The 15,991-nt window shown below is 49.0% G+C and carries 13 protein-coding genes and 1 pseudogene; 5 read left to right on the top strand and 9 right to left on the bottom strand.

Going from position 1 to position 15,991, the window contains the following annotated elements:
- Positions 1–868 precede the first annotated feature (868 nt).
- The gene (locus A6A26_RS00410; protein ID WP_063876950.1) at positions 869–2,143 is read left to right on the top strand and encodes a Glu/Leu/Phe/Val family dehydrogenase; all 1,275 of its coding nucleotides are present in this window, start codon (positions 869–871) and stop codon (positions 2,141–2,143) included.
- 61 nt (positions 2,144–2,204) lie between these two features.
- Here the strand turns inward: A6A26_RS00410 and A6A26_RS00415 are convergent, their stop codons facing one another.
- Complete coding sequence (locus A6A26_RS00415) at positions 2,205–4,136, bottom strand: methyl-accepting chemotaxis protein (protein ID WP_063876951.1); 1,932 nt, start codon at positions 4,134–4,136, stop codon at positions 2,205–2,207.
- Positions 4,137–4,295: 159 nt separating this feature from the next.
- Here A6A26_RS00415 and A6A26_RS00420 point away from each other — a divergent pair.
- Positions 4,296–4,633, top strand: a pseudogene (locus tag A6A26_RS00420) (cupin domain-containing protein).
- A gap of 339 nt (positions 4,634–4,972) precedes the next feature.
- Here A6A26_RS00420 and A6A26_RS00425 read toward each other — a convergent pair.
- The 4 genes from A6A26_RS00425 to fhuE form a co-directional block, all read right to left on the bottom strand.
- A complete protein-coding gene (locus tag A6A26_RS00425) occupies positions 4,973–5,299 on the bottom strand; it encodes a YebG family protein (protein WP_063876952.1) in 327 nt (108 codons plus the stop codon).
- A gap of 137 nt (positions 5,300–5,436) precedes the next feature.
- Positions 5,437–6,231, bottom strand: coding sequence for an SIR2 family protein (locus tag A6A26_RS00430; RefSeq protein ID WP_063876953.1), 795 nt, complete (start codon positions 6,229–6,231; stop codon positions 5,437–5,439).
- Entirely contained in the window at positions 6,228–6,788 is a 561-nt protein-coding gene (locus tag A6A26_RS00435; protein ID WP_063876954.1) for a non-canonical purine NTP pyrophosphatase, read from the bottom strand. The genes A6A26_RS00430 and A6A26_RS00435 overlap by 4 nt, the downstream gene beginning before the upstream one ends.
- A 217-nt stretch (positions 6,789–7,005) precedes the next feature.
- Positions 7,006–9,219: a ferric-rhodotorulic acid/ferric-coprogen receptor FhuE gene (gene fhuE, locus A6A26_RS00440; RefSeq protein WP_063876955.1), complete on the bottom strand. Its 2,214-nt coding sequence runs from the start codon at positions 9,217–9,219 to the stop codon at positions 7,006–7,008.
- 1,176 nt (positions 9,220–10,395) lie between these two features.
- Between fhuE and A6A26_RS00445 the strand changes: the two genes are divergently transcribed.
- Positions 10,396–10,791: an H-NS family histone-like protein gene (locus tag A6A26_RS00445; RefSeq protein ID WP_063876956.1), complete on the top strand. Its 396-nt coding sequence runs from the start codon at positions 10,396–10,398 to the stop codon at positions 10,789–10,791.
- 59 nt (positions 10,792–10,850) lie between these two features.
- Here the strand turns inward: A6A26_RS00445 and A6A26_RS00450 are convergent, their stop codons facing one another.
- From A6A26_RS00450 to A6A26_RS00460, 3 genes are all read right to left on the bottom strand, one after another.
- The gene (locus A6A26_RS00450) at positions 10,851–11,900 is read right to left on the bottom strand and encodes a tyrosine-type recombinase/integrase (RefSeq protein WP_172823875.1); all 1,050 of its coding nucleotides are present in this window, start codon (positions 11,898–11,900) and stop codon (positions 10,851–10,853) included.
- A gap of 484 nt (positions 11,901–12,384) precedes the next feature.
- A complete protein-coding gene (locus tag A6A26_RS00455; RefSeq protein WP_063876958.1) occupies positions 12,385–12,681 on the bottom strand; it encodes a hypothetical protein in 297 nt (98 codons plus the stop codon).
- Between the two features lie 116 nt (positions 12,682–12,797).
- Positions 12,798–13,091 carry a hypothetical protein gene (locus tag A6A26_RS00460; protein WP_063876959.1) on the bottom strand — a complete coding sequence of 98 codons (294 nt, stop codon included), beginning with the start codon at positions 13,089–13,091 and terminating at the stop codon, positions 12,798–12,800.
- 543 nt (positions 13,092–13,634) lie between these two features.
- Here A6A26_RS00460 and A6A26_RS00465 point away from each other — a divergent pair.
- On the top strand, positions 13,635–13,877 hold the full coding sequence (locus A6A26_RS00465; protein ID WP_063876960.1) for a ParD-like family protein: 243 nt from the start codon (positions 13,635–13,637) through the stop codon (positions 13,875–13,877).
- Entirely contained in the window at positions 13,877–14,662 is a 786-nt protein-coding gene (gene map, locus A6A26_RS00470; RefSeq protein ID WP_063876961.1) for a type I methionyl aminopeptidase, read from the top strand. The genes A6A26_RS00465 and map overlap by 1 nt, the downstream gene beginning before the upstream one ends.
- 112 nt (positions 14,663–14,774) lie before the next feature.
- Here the strand turns inward: map and A6A26_RS00475 are convergent, their stop codons facing one another.
- Positions 14,775–15,833 (bottom strand): diguanylate cyclase, encoded by a 1,059-nt coding sequence (locus A6A26_RS00475; protein ID WP_063876962.1) that lies wholly within the window; start codon positions 15,831–15,833, stop codon positions 14,775–14,777.
- Positions 15,834–15,991 lie beyond the last annotated feature (158 nt).

Consider the following 15,991-nt stretch of genomic DNA (forward strand, 5'->3'; position numbering starts at 1 on the left):
AACCATCCCTGAATACAGGCGGATAGCGTTGTCTTTATCCGTTTAAACATATGAGTGAACCCGGATGAAAACACCATTAGCAATATCACTCTGTTTTATCTTCCCGGTCGTTTTTGCGCATTGCGCAATTTTCAGCAGAGACGGTCGCGGGCATTCTTTTACGAAACATAAATTCCTACCGCTTTATTAAAAACGCAGGATGTGCAGGTCACACATTATTTAACGCATGAACAAAGAGTGCGCTGTGCGGGTATTTATGCCGGTTTGGTATGGATCGCTGCAAACAGGCTGAGGCACCGCGTAGTCTTCACTGCCGGCGTAAACCGTGCACAGCCAGGACAACGCCGCGCGTCAGCAAGATTCATTTTTAACGTTAAAACCTGTATTCCAGTTCAGGTAAAGAGAACCTTCGCCCTGTCCTGCGCTTAATGTAAAAGGGTGCGCTGGAGACTTAATTGAATAGATGACGGCGTAAAACAAATCACGTTGTGTTATTCATGCGCCTCTTCGCATTAGCGAAACAACGCTTCGCATTACTTTTATTTATGCACCTTACTGGTGCAACAAAGTCAATATCATTTGAAACAATTCCTTAACTTTTTGACCCTCTTCAAAGAACTGATAAATAGTCAAATTTTTAATTTATGCATTAATTATGCGTTCTTTATGCACAAAACAGCCGACCTTAAGGCAGGTAATGGGCGTTATTATTCACTCTTATTCACCAGGAATCGATATAGCATGGGGATAATCCCTGCCTGGTCGACATCAAATTTTTTCTGGTGGTGATAAATTATGTCGGCGCGCTCAAGCGCGTGTCGTTTCCACGGTTCAACACAATAAATAACTTCGATAAGAAAGGTTTTGTATGGATAAGTTATCTTACGCGTCTGACAGTAGTACTTCAGCCTGGTCCACCTACCTACAACAAATCGATCGCGTTGCGCCTTATTTAGGCGACCTCACTCGCTGGATTGACACTTTACGTCATCCTAAACGTGCATTAATCGTTGATATTCCTTTGCAAATGGATGACGGCTCTATTCGCCATTTTGAGGGTTATCGTGTTCAGCACAACCTGTCACGCGGTCCGGGCAAAGGCGGCATTCGCTATCATCCCGATGTCGATTTAAATGAAGTGATGGCCCTTTCAGCCTGGATGACCATCAAATGTGCCGCCGTCAATCTGCCCTATGGTGGCGCAAAAGGCGGCATTCGCGTTGATCCGTTCAAATTGTCTGAAGGCGAGCTTGAGCGATTAACACGCCGCTATACCAGTGAAATTGGCATCATCATTGGGCCACAGAAAGATATTCCGGCACCGGATGTGGGCACCAACGGTAAAGTCATGGCCTGGATGATGGACACCTATTCTATGAATCTCGGCACCACCGTGACCGGCGTGGTCACAGGCAAACCTATTCACCTGGGCGGCTCTCTGGGTCGTGAAAAAGCCACAGGTCGCGGTGTATTTGTCACAGGCCGTGAAGTAGCAGGCCGTGCAGGTATTCCAATTGAAGGCGCACGCGTTGCCGTACAGGGCTTTGGTAACGTAGGCAGTGAGGCCGCGCGGTTGTTCAGCCAGGCCGGTGCACGCGTGGTGGTGATTCAGGATCATACCGCTACGCTGTTCAATGCCGACGGTATTGATATGGATGCGCTGACGCAATGGCAGATTGAACACAAGCAGATTGCAGGCTTTACGGGCGCGCAAAGCATTGAGAAAGACGCCTTCTGGCACACGGAAATGGATATTCTGATTCCTGCCGCCCTTGAAGGTCAAATTACCCGTGAACGTGCGGAGATTCTGAGTTGTAAGCTGGTGCTTGAAGGCGCTAATGGCCCGACCTATCCGGACGCCGATGATGTTCTGGCCAACCGCGGTGTGATTGTGGTGCCCGACGTTATCTGTAACGCCGGTGGGGTAACCGTCAGTTACTTCGAATGGGTGCAGGATATGGCCAGCTTCTTCTGGAGCGAAGACGAAATTAACAAACGTTCAGACAAGATCATGACGGAAGCCATGGTTCACGTTTGGGAAAAAGCAAAAGAGAAGGACTGCTCTCTGCGTACCGCAGCCTATATCGTCGCCTGTGAACGTATTCTCATGGCACGTAAAGATCGCGGTATCTATCCAGGCTAATCCCCTCTAATAAAACAACCCGCAGCGCGCGGGTTGTTTTTATTTTCTGTTTTGCCCGATATCAACGGAACTGTTCTACCGTTTGCGCCAGCTGCTGGGCCTGGTCTTCAAGTGAACTGGCTGCCGCAGACATCTGCTGTACCAGTGCGGCGTTCTGCTGTGTCGTGCCGTCCATCTCGTTAACCGCGATCGTGACCTGACCGATACCGCGCGCCTGTTCATCTGAGGCCGACACAATCTCATCAATAATACTTTGCACAGAAGAGACAGCCTTCGTCATCTCGTGCATCGTTTTCCCCGCCTCGTTGACCAGTTTCACACCGCTTTGTACGCGAACGCTGGATTCTTCAATGAGGGCCGCGATATCTTTAACTGCGCTCGCACTGCGTTGCGCAAGATTACGAACCTCCGAGGCAACGACAGCAAATCCACGGCCCTGCTCGCCGGCACGCGCCGCCTCAACTGCCGCGTTGAGCGCAAGGATGTTAGTCTGGAAGGCAATGCTGTTGATCATGGTCGTAATATCACCAATCTTCTTCGAACTGTCATCGATCTGCGACATGGTTTGCACCACTTGCCCAACCAGCGTTTCACCCCGGCTGGCGATAGAGGTAGCATTTTCGGTCAGATTGGTGGCTTGCTGCGCATTGTCGGCGTTCAGCCGAACCGTTGCACTGATTTGCTCCATGCTGGCCGCGGTTTCTTCCAGGGCTGCCGCCTGTTGTTCGGTACGCGATGCCAGATCGAGGTTACCACTGGCGATCTCGCTTGCACCTTCTCGTACCGATGCGCTGGCATCTTTAATCTGACCCACAATAGATTGCAGCTGACGTTGCATCGTATGCAGAGCATAAAACAGGCTGGTATTGTCGCCGGGTGCCACCGTGATGGCGTTACTCAGCTTACCGTCCGCAACGGCCAGCGCGATTCTGGCCGCTTCGGCTGGCTCACCGCCGAGCGGGCGCATCACTTTGCGATTGAACAATAACCCCAGGACAGCCCCAACCAGCAGAATGCTCACCAGCATCAGTCCGATGGCCCAGTAGCGTTGCCGATTCGCCGCCGCCATCACCTGACTGACCGGTGCCACAATGCCGACGTACCAGGGCTTATCGCTGTTACCCACCGTTACCGGGTACCAGGTGTACATGGCCTTCTCACCCAGCAACGGATCGTCATGCTCCACGATCTGTTGAGTGAAATTGTCTTTCTCACCTTTCCAGGCTTTACCAGCCTCATCTTTATCTGGTGAGGAAACCACTTTACCGCTATTGGAAAGCAGTAACGCATAACCAGTACCCTGCCACGGCTTAATCTGATTCACTTTCTTTTGTAACGAGGCCAGGGATATATCGGAGGTAACGACCGCATAGAGTTTGCCCTGATCGACAATGGGCGAGGCCACCGAGGTCAACAACGTCGGCACGCCGTTATAGGCATAACTGTAGGGCTCAATCAGCGTGTCTTTCTTTGTCTGCTGCGGCACCAGATAATAATCGCCCTGGCCCGGCGTCAAAAAAGAAAGTAACGGATGCATAGAATAATTACCGGACTGATCGCGGTCGACAAACCAGGCATATCGCCCCTGAGGCGCCTGCCCTTTCTGCGTGGCAAAATCTGCGTCCCGACCATCAAAAGCATTGGGTTCAAAAATAACGGACATGGAGAGATAGTCAGGGTTGGCCCTGAGTGTATATTCCATAATTTTGTCGGCAATTTTACGATCGTTAACGCCCGCTTTCGGTAATGCGATAAGGCTTTGCCCTAAGCTGTGCGCCATATTAAGGGCATAACTCAGCTCTTGCTGAATTTGCAGTCCACGACTTTGCGCAATCTGCTGCAGATATTTTTCCGCCAGCGTTTTTTGTTCTTTCGCCGACTGCCAGCTCAGAACACCAATTGTGACGGTAAATCCAAGCGTGATGGTTAAGCCGCCCGCCAGCAGCATCTGCGTGCGGGTACTCATCGTTTTTTTTACGGGTTGAGTGGTCATACTGATTCCCCTGGAATATACCGGCTAAATTGACCACCCTGTCAGATACAATCTGTCGTGTCCCTGGAAGAACTATCGGCGTGTCATAAATGAACTTTAATAAGATTGATGCATACCCGCGCCGGATCACATAGCCCGTCGAACGTAACGTGAGGAAGTATGATTTCAAAAGACAATGCGGAACATTCTGTGTGGGGAAATAACTGTGATGGCTGGCATTTTGTGAAAAGCCAGGATCTGAGCATTATTTATGAGCATATGCCGCCCGCCACCTCTGAAACACGGCACGTTCACAGCCGCGCCCGTCAGTTCTTTTTATCCTTGAGGGCCAGCTGACGATGGAAATTGAGGGCGTTGTACATCGCCTGCAGGCTCAGCAGGGGATTGAAATCCCGCCGGGAGCCCGTCACCAGGCGCGAAACGACAGCAGTGACGGCGTCACTTTTTTAGTCATCTCCCAGCCTACCACGCGGGGCGATCGCACAGATTTAACCTGAGTTACTGACGGGAAATGCGCATCAATCCATTGCTAATATCGATAGTATTGATGTGAAACAATACCGCATCAGGAATAATATGTCAGTTTACGTCACCCCTTTGACAGGACATAACTGAACCGGAAATTGACCATGCTTAACAAACCAGGCAGGTTTCATGGCTATACGCTTTGCCTGACGTGCATTGCCAGATATCTTCATCACTATGCTTTTGCCGTGACGCACTTGATACGCTAATGACTGACATACAACACATTTTTGCGGAAGGGAGTTACGAATGATATCAGAACGCGAGAGACGTAAAGCGGTACGCTGGAAGCTGACTTCCAGCGTAAAGGATCAGGCGGCTTTAACGGCACGCACCTTTTTGTCGTTTTGAGCAGGAGAATCAGCATCCGCGACATCCGTTGCGCTGTCGACCGTTACGGACTCGGGTAACTTACTGGTGCGAAGGATATGTTGCACCGCCTCTTTTTGTTCTGCCAGCAACAAGCCTAATGATTCAGCCTGCGATTCGTCCATATCAGCCTGATGCGTCAGCAGCCAGTCGGTGAAGGCTTCCGCCATATCCAGCATCTTGTCGTAGGCATCAGCCTCTTTTTTGTTGGCAAATGTCATCTTCTCTTCACCTTTTCTGACCACTACAAATTTTGTTTCGACAGCCATAGTTTTTGCCCTCAGGTACTGTGTATTCATACAGTCTATCACAGTAGTCCGCGTTTTCCAGAGAAGAATAAACACTACCGCTAAGACGGAGGTCGTCCGCCGTTTTTACCGTGCACCGGTTGAAGCGGTCTGGGTTATTAAGCCAGTAACTCTTCCATAAAGTCAGCCAGGGCTTTGCGGGGATCGTCCTCTTCTGACACGATCATTTCGATGCCCCACTGACCCAAGACCTCTTTTGCCACCGGGTTATTGCGATTAGTAAAGAGGTAGGACTTAGGGCGCGCGGTGGCCAGTCCAGTGCGTCCCCACATTTTCGTCAGGCGATAAAACAACAGACGAATATTAAAATCACTGATGCTGTAACCCACAAATAATACGGAATTGCCCATCACATCATGCGTCAGCTTGATATCCAGTGGCGAATCAAAGTAGAGGCGCTCAAAATAGCTACTTTCATCTAAAACAATGGAAGTATCGTCGTCGAAATCACCATGAAGTTTGATGATATGGCGCTTATCTTCCGTTAATGAGACCAAGTCAGCCGCGTTAGCCACTTTAAAATAGGGTACGCCGTGCGCCTCGTGCGCCGCCTCTAACCACCTGTCATAGTTGGTGGTGTAAATACGGGAGAAATTGCCCTGAGTAATCATGGTATGAATTTCAGAGCTACGGACATCGATATCCGGCCGATGCCATTCGCGGTCCATCCAACTTCTTAACGGGCCAAGCGATCCTTTTTTCTGCTTGTAGTACTCCGCCAGAGAGAGATGCGTCCCATAGGTATTAAAAATCTTGGGATCGTAACCCAGCTCGTTAGCCAGATGGGCGATGAGTTCATGCCATTCCGGCAGGCCGAGATTGCGGGAAAGGCCCGCACCGGCAAACAGTATCAGCTTACCGGAATCATAAGCCCGTTTTAGTTCAGGTTTCATGCCACGCCTCGTGCGGTTTTCAGGAAGGACGCGAAGCGGTCCAGCGCAATGCGACGGTTTGAAATTTCGTTTTTCTTGTCGCCCATTTCAGCAAAGGTTTGGTCGTAACCTTCGGGGATAAAGACGCAATCCCACTGAAATCCCCGGGGACCCGCAGGCTTTGGCGCTATCGTCCCGCGCAATTCACCGTAAAACTGATACATTTTGCGCCCATCACAATAGCCAAGTACCGTTTTGGCCGTGACGCCCTGGCTGTCCAGCCCGTTAACCAGGGAGGCAAAACGGTCGGCATCCAGTCGGTTCCAGAAAATACGCGTCAGACCGGCTGGCAGGCCATTCAGACCATCCAGATAAAGCCCGGTATGCTCGACGAAAAGAGGACGTCCTATAATAGAAAAAGCTTTGGTCAGCTTATCGCGGACTAAATCCAGCTCGTTCTCCGTTTGAATTTCTTCTATGCGACGTGCGATCGGTAATACTTCTACGCCCACTGGCTCCAGTATTCCGCGAACCTCTGCCAGTTTTTGTTCATTGGCCGAAAGGAATCTGATTTTCATACTTCTTCCAGGTTAATTAGTTTGCCTCAAACAGCACCATGATAGCGGCAGAACACAGGGTTAACGCTGGTCAGTGTAGCGCAAATCCGGGGCTTTCTGACGTGAAGATTGCATCAAAACGTGATGGATCATGGATTTGCAGTTGGCAGAGGCGAGCAAAACACCGATTGCTGAAAGCGCCTCGCGTGAGGCGCCTATTGAAGAGGCTGTAGACTGTTCAGAAGCGATAGCTGGCGGTGACAGACACGTTGCGAGGTTCGCCGTAAACGATGTCTCCCGCAACGTTGGTGTCATAGGTTTTATCAAAAAGGTTATTGATGTTGCCCTGGACAGCAAAATTTTTAGTGACCTGATAGCGGCTGAACACATTCACTAAGGCATAACTCCCCTGCTCTGCACGCCATGTCCCCTTGCCTTCTGGTGCGGAGTTATCACTCCAGACATGGGTTTGCCATTTCACACCGCCGCCTACCGTCAGGTCAGGCAGCATGGATAAACGGTAGCTTGTAAAGACGCTCAACTGCGTTCGTGGCAGATCGGGCTTTAACGCCGTGCCCTCTCGCTGTTCTGCAATATAACGGGTGCCACCCAATGTCATTTGCCAGTTATCGGTTATTGCGCCATTAATTTCAAACTCGACCCCGCGGCTGACCGTGCCATTTTTACCTTCATAAGCTGACTCAGTGGTCCCCGGAATAATACGCCCCGTGGTTTGCGCGACATTATCCAGCTCGGCACGAAACACCGATAACGACGTCGTTAAACGGCTGTCGAACCAGTCAGATTTGACGCCCGCTTCATAATTTTTACCCATAACCGGTGCCAGATAGGCGCCTGAGATATCACGATAGGATTGTGGCTGAAACACAGAGGTGTAGCTGGCGTACGTTGACCAGTTCTCATCAATGTCATAAATCAAACCGGCATAAGGCGTGATATTATTTTTTTCCATATCATTGGTCAGGGTGTTTTTGCTCCAACGGGTATAACGCGCGCCCAGTATCAGATTTAGCGGATCGGCGACTGAAATACGTGTCGCAAGGTAACCTGAAGTTTGGCGGGTAATATCCTGTTGGGATAGCGTGCGTGGCTCCCAGTCCGTTTCCGGGAACTGACCATCAAAGAGATTGAAGTCACCTAATTCCGCTGAAGAGATATTGGCAAAGGTACCGTAATAGGTGTTTTTCTGCCTGCTGTAGCTGACACCCAGCATTAATTCGTGGTTACGTCCAAAAAGTTGATAAGGGCCACTGGCAAAGGTGTCGATGGCATCGACTTTACGTTTTGCCGAATTATATCCCGTGCCGCCTACGACCGGATAATCAGCATAAGGCGAAACGCCTGCGCCGGTATTTTTGTCGAAATAGCCAGCGATATACATCATTTTACTGTTAAGCGTGGACTGGTCGTGCGTTCCGTTTAAAGTCCATTGCCAGCCGCTGTCAAAGGTGTGTTTCAGCCGGGCAAAGAGCTTTCTGCTCTCTTTATCGTTATAAGTCCAGTCAGGCGCGGTATTAAAGCCGCGACGATAATCAGTTTTTGTACCATCGGTATACCAGCGAGGCAGTCCGCCCCACATTGGGCTGTCAGTATTGAGTTGCTGAAATTCATAGCCCGCAGAAACGGTGGTGGTATTATTCAGGTCCGCATCGATCACGCCATAGATAAATTTCTTTTCTGCGCCATACCGCTCAACAAAACTGTTATTGTCCTGGTAACCCGCAATCACTCTGCCCCGCACATTGCCTGACGCTGTAAGCGGTGACTGTACGTCCATGACGTAACGCTGCTTATTCCTGCTGCCGAAACTCGAAGACACCTCTCCCTCTGGCTGACGGCTGTCAGCATGTTTACGCACCATATTAACGGCCGCTGAAGGATTGCCTGCCCCGGTTAATAACCCGTTTGCGCCCCTGACCACTTCAATATGTTCGTACAGTGCGCTATCGGTTTGTGCATCGCCCAGATTCCAGCGCTCTTCAAATACGGTGGGAATACCGTCAATCAGATAATTATCGATTAAAAACCCGCGAGAATAATAGGTCTTGCGATCCATATCCGCGGTGCTGGTCTGAATGGCTGTCGTATTATCCAGAACGTCATTCAGTGACTGGAGCTGTTGGTCCTTCATCCGCTGCTCACTGATAATGCTGACGGATTGGGGGATATCACGTACCGTCGAAAGCAATTTATTGCCCGCCCGGGTTACCGGAACGCTGTAATCCGATGCTGTGTTTTCGACGACAGGGGGTTCAGCAGCCGTGACGATGAGTGTTTGGTTATTCACTGCCGAAACAGGCGCTGTCGTTGCAAACACGTTGTGTGACACGATCCCAGTAATTAACGTCGTCAAAAGTGAATAGCGAGAGGGAACCAGAGGGAAAATCGACTGCAGGCGATCCCGTTGAACATGAAGTGTACTCAAAAGCATTGTAAACGCCTCGTTTCGTTTTTTATTTGCCACTGCAGCGAATCAGTCCCCAAAAACTGCCGCACAGCCTGAGCATAATGAATAAGGTCAAAAGCCATCAAACACAAAAGCAAATGAGAAATATACGCATTTAGATTATCATTGCAAGTTATTGTTAATATTTATAAGTAATGATTCCAGAAAAGCTGAAAGGAGTACGGCATTGATAACGCGGGAGTTTTGCTGAAAGATGAGGTGTAGGGTCACCAGACAAAGGCCACAACAACCCAGGCGTTTTTAAAAGGCTGGTAATTTATTGTACAGCGAGTGATGTCATCTTATGAATAAAATGATTGCCGGGTTCCACTCCTGTTTTGATTTCAGTCCCCCGGAGAATGCCTGGGTAAATGCCAGGAAAAATCCCATCGGGTTTCCGCTGCGATATAGGTATAACGTTATCTAAAGCGGTTATTAGTGATTGAATTTTTATTCTGTCTTAACCTTATTAGCGCTTCGCTTATGATTTAGCTCGCCATACTTATGGCTGTGATACAGCGTGATTAACTGTCAGGCCAGCATAAGACATCATGTATGTCACGTTTGACGCCTCTGTTAGGCACAAAAAATGTATTGATATTGGGTTCCGGCTGGATGAGACGTTTATACCTCGTTCAAAAAAAAGCCGCGATAAAAGAGCCAATGGGCTAAGCCAATTTGAAGCAGATTCCAACATGAATATCAGGGTTTACTTATGACAAATGTCACTGTCAGCGACAGGCATTTTGGTGCATTCTGACGATGCGAATGTTTTTCTATTAAATGGCAGATATTATTCACTATACGTTATCATTTTTCTGCGGGGCCGATGAAACCCGTTATCTTAAGGGATCTGCACTACTACTGGCAAAGGCAAGATGGCTTTATGTTATGATTTAATTGATTTTTCTATTTATAAATAAAGTTTATAATACGTCTTGCGCAGAAGATGCTCACTCCTGAGCATGGCTGTGCTGCCTAAATAGGGTTTATGACATCAATGTTTTTTAATACGTTATGTCTGTTTGCGCCCCAAAGAAGTGGTAATAATCCTAACAGTAACAAATTTGTACATTTCAGACTGAAGAGATATTTCCTTCCTGGAATATTTTTCGTAGAATGACCCTGTTTAAATATTCGCTGTAATTTAAGGATTAATCAATGGATGCGCTCAAAGCATTAAATAACCTTCGTATTTTACGCGCACAAGCCCGGGAAATTGAGCTTGATGTGTTAAATGAGATGCTCGAAAAGCTTTCTGTCGTTGTCGCTGAACGCCGTGAAGAAGAAGAAGCCGAGCAAGCCCTGCAGCGTGAAAAAGCAGACAAGCTGGCTAAGTATAAAGAAATGCTGATGAATGACGGCATTGATATTTCTGAGCTGGTGGATTTGCCAACAGAAACGAAAACAAAAGCTAAACGTGCACCACGTCCGGCTAAATACCAATATACCGATGAAAACGGTGAAACTAAATCATGGACAGGTCAGGGTCGTACACCATCGCCAATTAAAAAGGCGCTGGATGCAGGCGGTTCTCTTGATGACTTCCTGATCTGATAAAAAAAGCGGTGTTGATAACAACACCGCTTTTTATTGGAAACCGTATCAATCATGCTTTACGGGCTCATAGTCATAACAGATGAGCCGTCTAATTTTAGCGGTTCGCCCTCAAAACGATGACGTAAACAATGGTAATCATCACTGTTTATAATTAATTCTAACGATGCCGAATAGTTGTCCAGCGCAGCCCGCATTTGCACAAGATAGTCGTGAGTATCGTAAACCCGGTCTATCCCTTCTAACGCATGATTCATAATTTTTCTTGCCACGTCGTTGGGCGTATCCAGCGCAGATAATTTCGAACGTGCCGTTCGACGTAAATCTCGTGGCGTAAAGTGTTCCAGCCCCAACCCACGCGGTGCGCGCAGCATACGGCGCAAAGCCTGATTTAACGCGCCTTTAGACAGCGGCTGCATCACATCGCGCGGTGCCGGCACCAGCCAGGGCGAAGCGGGATCGCTGGCATTGAGTAATGATTCGATGCAGAGTCGCATTAATGCCGAGACGGGCAAAGTATGTTCGCGATGAGACTTATTACGCGTTCCCTGTTTCCAGAGCCCTGACTGCAAATTGAATTCTGACTTGCGTGCCTGGACGATTTCATCAGGACGTCGCGCACTGACAAGGCAAAGGCGCAGTGCCCACCGTGCCTGCTCAGAAAGCGCCCAGTTGTCCAGACCATGCCAGAACACCCAGATCTCCGCATCCGACAACTGCCGGCTTCGCGGCGGCGCAGCGCGACCGGCAATATCGCGTTTCTTCATTGACGCAACGGGAGAATGTTCAAGATAACCCTGCATTTCAGCCCAGGATAAAAACTGTTTCGTTAGAGCAAAGACCCGGCGCGCCTCTTCTTTTTTACCCTCTGAAATCAGTATGTTATACAAACGATTTAGCCGCAGCCGCGTCAGATCTTTTAACGGCAGCGCACCGATATTGGGCAATACATGTCTGAGCAGGGAGGACACCGCAATTTCGGGACGACGACGCGTCACAAGTAATGACAGTTTTACCCACACTTTCATGACCTGCTCAACTGTGCCTTCATCACCAAAGTTATCTACCTCAGATAACGAAGCACTTCTGACCTGATTAAGCCACGCCATGACGTGATGCCCGACATGGGGCGAAACGGTTTTTGTGCGGATTTCTGTCACTGCCCTTCCCTGATGATAAAGCTGAAACGCGGATTCTACTCTTCAGATGATTGTGACTCCAGACCTATTAAGTCTGGAGTCACAATAACGCCGCTACGCGGATTCTGATAAAAAAGCAGGGGATATTTGCGCTGCTGATATAAGCCCTGAATGGCAACAGAGGATCAACGCAGACAAGGTAGAAGGAGACGAAAAAATGCCCGTTAAATACTGAACACATACGCACATACCACGCCTGTTAGATGCGCAGACGTCATCATCACCGCGTTTTATGATGACCCGTTCTTAAATGCGGTTTTGCATTCTCAGTTATGACGCTGAGTGCCAAACTGAGGAGACGCTGGCGAGTCTCGCGCTCTGTTTGACCTGAACAGCAATGCTCAACGGTAAATGTCGTTTAAACAACAAAGCGAACCGATAATCCAGGACGCCATCAGGCACCATGACTTTTACGCCACTCCTCCACCATTTCCCGGGACACGTCTTTTTTATAACAGAGGGGAGAATAGCCGCCCGGCTTGCTCCATGCGCTACGCTTGCCACAACTGCTACCGTTGCGCGCTGAATTAAACGGGCACGCGCAAACACCGGGATAGGACGCGATTGAATCCTCAATAATCAGCTGACGAATTTGGTCATCCGTCTGCCGGAGAGCCTTTGCGACAGAACTCTCGGCCCACAGTAAACTCATCACCATAAGGCATGAGGTAAAAATGAAATGTTTTTTCATCACATCCCTCCTGAATTAAGAGGGATAGCGTAAATCAATATGTGAATCCGCAATCGTTCGAACAAAGTAAAAATTCATGCTTCTGTCAGGCGACTTGATATCTCCCTAAAAGGACGTCAACTTTTACTAAATGTGTAGTTAAACACTCTGCCATTTTTTGTCTGCACTGTGAGTGTTTCACCTGCAGAGGTATCCAGCGCTCTGGCTTTGCTGTATTTCCACATCAGTAACTGCTGCCCATTGGGGTAAGGTGTTTCCGTATCAGGCGGGCCAAACATCGCGATCAGTTCCGCACGTGTTGTCTGACCTGGCCTGATATTCTGAACGGTGGCGGTATCAAAATTATGTCCCACTGAGTTAGAGCATGCTGTTAACGCGAACATCAGGCCTGTGATGAAGAATGCTCTCATAACGTTGTTCCCGGTAATTACGAAGTAAGAAGTGGATAAGCGTGACCGTTTCATCATGCCGTTTTATGCGGTTCAGGCACCTTCGTGCCCGTCATTAAAATATCATCATCTGCCTTTAAACATCTCACCTATCGTAATCATCCTGACTAATCTGAACCGCTTCTTTTTTAACTGATGTGCCGAGTGAAGGCGGATTCTCAGGAGTCGGCCCATTGCTGAAAAGACGGTTACCGTTATCCAGCACTGACCTGGCCGAATCAGACAGTATGGCCAGCGGTGATAAAAAATTTAGCCTTCACGGATAACCTTTGTACCGCCGACATAATGCACTCAGCGTCTCTGTTGCCGATTTTCAGATGTAGAGTATGGTTCAGGATCTGCCAGAGGGCTTAAAAATCGCAATCTGGAAAACGGGCCTGACACAGGTGCGCTGGCGGATGAATATTACTGAAACGTTCTGACCCGCTGTGATTTTTTTCTTTAACTCTCCCTTCATAACGCGTAGCCTGTATACAAAACGTATATATTCCATATAGGCTTCGTATGGGCATTGTCAAAATATCCGATCTGATGCATGAAAACCTGCGCATCGCCAGCCAGGCGATGAGCCGCTCGATCAACGCTCAGGCTGAGCACTGGTTAAAACTCGGTATGTTGGCCGAGCTGTATCCTCAACTGACACAACATGAGCTGGCTCAAACGTTGATCCGTATCGAAATGAACGGCGGCGCGGATATTCGCCAGGTGCTACATAACGCCGATTTAGCCTCACAAGGAGAAGTGTAATGGGGACCGTTAAGATCCATTCCGCAGAAGAAATTGAAAAAGCACGTGCTGCCGGACATGCTGCAGCCCAGGTTTTGGCAATGATTACCCCGCATGTGCGCCCGGGAATCACGACTGAACAACTGGACGATATCTGTCACGATTTTATCGTGAATGAACTTAAGGTTACGCCAGCCAACATCGGCTATCACGGTTACACGCGCACAACCTGCACCTCTGTGAATCATGTGGTTTGCCACGGCATCCCTGCTGCCAAAAAATTAAAAGACGGCGATATTGTGAATATCGACGTAGCCGTTATTAAAGATGGCTGGTATGGCGATACGAGCCGAATGTATTTTGTTGGCACACCGTCCGTACGCGCCAAACGCCTGGTCGATATTACTTATCAGTCCCTGGTTGCGGGCATTAAAACGGTGAAGCCTGGTGCGACACTGGGTGATATTGGTGCCGCCATTCAGCGCCTTGCTGAAAACGCCGGCTTTTCGGTGGTGCGGGAATATTGTGGTCATGGCGTGGGCGAGATTTATCATACTGATCCACAGGTTCTTCATTATGGTACCCCAGGCGAAGGGATGCCGTTGAAGGCAGGGATGATTTTCACCATCGAGCCCATGATCAACGCAGGCAAAGCCGGCACCAGCGTCCTCTCTGATGGCTGGACTGTGGTCACGAAAGACCGATCGCTTTCAGCCCAGTGGGAGCATACGGTGGCGGTGACTGAGACAGGGTTTGATTTGCTTACGCCCTGGCCTGAAGGCACTGGCGACTATCCTGCAATCTGATAGCAAAAGCCGCCTTGAGATAAGGCGGCGTTAATTTCTGGCTGATTACAGTATCGGTAAGCTGATGTTAAACCAGTAAAAAAGCGCCCGTGCTACACCGCTTCATGTATTATCAGGCCTGCCATAATTTCAGATCATTACGCCCCGATCGCTTAACCTCATACAGGGCTTCATCAGCGCGTCGCAGCCATTCATGTATAGAGCTGGCTTTTTCCGCACAGGCAATACCAATGCTGACTGAACATCTGAACTCTGCTGAAGCAGGCAAGCGTAATTGCGCTATGTTTCGTTGAATGGTTTCGGCCAGCCTGACGATGTTAACGTCATTTGAGTCACGTACGATCACGCCCAGTTCATCGCCACCAAAGCGCGCCGGGATGTCCTTCATCCCTACGCTGTCACGCAGCAACCCGGAAATTTCAGCCAGTAGAAAATCCCCTGCTTCATGACCAAAGGTATCGTTGACGTTCTTGAAATGGTCGACATCAATAAGTATCAGGTACGCCTTACTGTCTCCACGCCGGGTGCGCAGAAATTCACTTTCAAGCCGCCGTTCAAACAGGCGTCGGTTAGGAATTTGCAAACTGGGGTCCATCAAGGCGATCCTTTCCAGCTCACGGTTCTTCTGGCGCAGATTAAACGTCAGATTATGGGATACCACGCTTAGCGCTAACAGATAAAACGTGGCCAGCGGTATCGTAAGCCATGCCGAACGGATGCTAAATTCCATCAAAACTGGCGCGCCCTCTATTGTCCATACCATGATAAAGGCAAACAGAAACGCCTGTAGTGCAGAGAGAAGTTGTGGCCAGCCTCCGGCGGCATAACGGTCGGAGACCAGTACCGCCATAATGACAAAGGATGGCATCGGGCTCACGGCCATGAGTGCTACCCAAATACCGCCGAAGGCGGCATCGAGCGTTAAATTGGTTCGTTCTCTGGCGGTTGAATCACGTGATGTAATGGCAAGACAATATGCCAGGCAGGGCCAGATAATAACGTTACTAATCAGTAAGACCAATATGGCGGGTTTTTTGCCCAGCTCCATCAAAACGGATGCAATCGGCAAAGCGCATAAAATCGTGCCCAGTTGGCGCATGGCGAACATGCGACGGACAAATCGCGTGGATCGCATCTTAAGATGATGATCTTCGGGGGAGTAATAAGTCATTCGCAAGCGTAATTGACGGTATATTCAGCGCAGTTTATCCATAAAAAATGTAAACCGCATAAATTTTTAAGCGTTTTACCGCTTTATTTATTATTGTTTTTACTCTGCTCAATGCTGATTTTGTACAGGCAGTTTAGTGAGAGTGGCATAAGCCCAAC

Origin of the sequence: Pantoea sp. OXWO6B1, assembly GCF_001641135.1 — a bacterium.
GTDB classification, from domain to species: Bacteria; Pseudomonadota; Gammaproteobacteria; order Enterobacterales; family Enterobacteriaceae; genus Pantoea; species Pantoea allii.